This is a genomic window from Streptomyces bambusae, from assembly GCF_019400985.1.
Taxonomy (GTDB): domain Bacteria; phylum Actinomycetota; class Actinomycetes; order Streptomycetales; family Streptomycetaceae; genus Streptomyces; species Streptomyces bambusae_A.
Window position 1 is genome coordinate 1 of record NZ_WTFF01000585.1, and the last position, 2,005, is coordinate 2,005.

Annotated in this window: 1 protein-coding gene and 1 pseudogene; both read right to left on the minus strand. The window is 78.1% G+C overall.

Translation table 11 applies throughout. From position 1 onward, the window contains the following. Positions 1-252: 252 nt before the first annotated feature. Positions 253-1,617 carry a carboxyl transferase domain-containing protein gene (locus GPJ59_RS35785; protein ID WP_219672294.1) on the minus strand — a complete coding sequence of 455 codons (1,365 nt, stop codon included), beginning with the start codon at positions 1,615-1,617 and terminating at the stop codon, positions 253-255. Between the two features lie 18 nt (positions 1,618-1,635). Next, positions 1,636-2,005: pseudogene (locus tag GPJ59_RS35790) on the minus strand (hypothetical protein); the annotation flags it as partial.

Below are 2,005 nucleotides of genomic sequence, written 5' to 3' on the forward strand. Positions count from 1 at the left end.
GGGCCGGGCCGGTGGGGTCCGGGCAGGTCGAAGCTGTCCGTCGCCGGGGCCCGGCGGGAACGGATGTGGTGGGCGGTGCGTGACACGGGCGGCTCCCGGTAGGGCGCCGCCGGGCGGTTCCCGGCGGTCGCTACCGGAAGCCGTGCGGGCCGGTGCGCCGGCAGCCGGTCACGACGTGGCTCACGACCCGGTTCAGGACGCGGCTCACGGCGTGACTCACGTTGCGGCTCACGGCGTGACTCACGACGCGGCTCACGACATGGCTGACGACGTGGCCGGGCCGGGGACGATGCCGCGGGCGACGCCCAGTTCGACCAGGTCCTGCGGGCGCAGGCGCAGTTGGTCCGCCGTGGCCGGGGCCTGGTCCGGGGTGCGCTTGAGGATGGCGGCCGCGAGTTCCGGGGCGATCACCGAGAAGTAGCTGTCCGGGGTGACCCAGGTGTTCCCCGGCGCCGCCAGCGCCAGGGCGCCGCCCGAGCCGCCCTCGCCGATCAGGAGGGTGGTCACCGGGACCGTCGCCGCGGCCACCGCCGCGAACGCGTCCGCGATGGCCGCGCCCGCGCCCTCGTGCTCGGCGGCGGCGTCGTTGGCGGCGCCCGGGGTGTCGACGAGGGTCAGCACCGGCACCCCCAGCCGGTCGGCCAGCCGGATCAGCCGGGCGGCGGTGCGGTACCCGGCCGGGCGGGTGGCCGTGCCGCACTGGGCGGCGTACGCGACGGTCCGCCCCGCGTGCAGCCCGAACCCGCACAGCATCCCCGGGTCGGTGCCGCCCACCCGGTCACCGGACAGGGGCAGCCGGAGGCCGAAGTACGCGTCCAGGTACGCCCCGGCGCGCGGCCGCCGCGGGTGCCGGGCCAGCTGGACGGCGTCCCAGCCGGTCGCCGCGGGCAGGCCGTCCGGTACGCCGCCCAGCGCGGCCGGCGGCTCCGCCGGACCGGAGCTCGGCGAGGTCAGCAGGTGCAGCCAGCCGCCGAGCACGTCCGCGAGCTCCTCGGCCGGGACGACGGCGTCCACGAAGCCGGCGGCGTACTGGGCCTCCGCGGTGTAGGCGGCCGGGTCCGCGTCCGCCGGCCGTACCCGCGAGCCGGCGAAGCCGACCTGGGCGCCCGGCAGCGCCAGCACGACGTCCGCCCCCGCGCCGAGGGTGGCCCAGCCGCCGCCCGTGGTCGGGTCGCGCAGCACCGCGATCTGCGGCAGGGCGGCGGCCCGGTTCAGGGTGGACTGGCGGGCCACCCGCTGGAGTGGGGCCAGCGCCAGCATCCCCTCCTGCATCCGGGAGCCGCCGGTGGCGATGAGCGAGACCAGGGGCAGCCGGCGTTCGCGGGCGCAGGCGTACGCCGCTTCCAGCCGGTCCCCGGTCCGCTCGCCCAGCGAACCGCCGAGGAAGCCGAACTCGAAGGAGACCAGCACGGCTTCGCGCCCGCCGACGCGGGCGGTGCCGACGACCACGGACTCCTGCTCGCCCGTTCGCCCCTCGGCGCGGGCGCGGGAGTCGTCGTACCCGGCCCAGCCCAGGGGGCCGTCGGGGGCGGACTTCCGCGGGGGAGCGGGCAGTTCGTCGAAACTGCCGGGGTCGGCTACGGACGCGAGGGCCGCACGGGCGGAGAGACGGGTCACGTCCCTCACCCTAGGTGCTCAGGGCAGCGGGAGGGCGATCTTTACCGCGTAGGCGGCGACCAGGCCGTACCCGAGGCGGAAGGTCCAGGCGCGGGCGGTGCCGGAGATCCGGTCCCCTGCGAAGGCGCCGACGTTCGCGAGGAGTTGCTGCCAGGCGAGGCTGGCGAGGCCGACACCGGCGAGGAAGGCACCGGCCGCGGCCGGGCCGGCGCCGAGGGCTGCGCCCTGGGCGGTGGTGAGGGCGGCGAAGTAGAGGGCGGTGGTCGGGTTCACGGCGGTGAGCCCGACGTAGCGCGCGAACGCGCGGGCGGCACCGGGAGGGCTGCCCTTGGTGGCGGGCCGACTGGGCCGGTCGGGCCGGTCCGGCCGGGTGGGCGCGGCCGGCTGC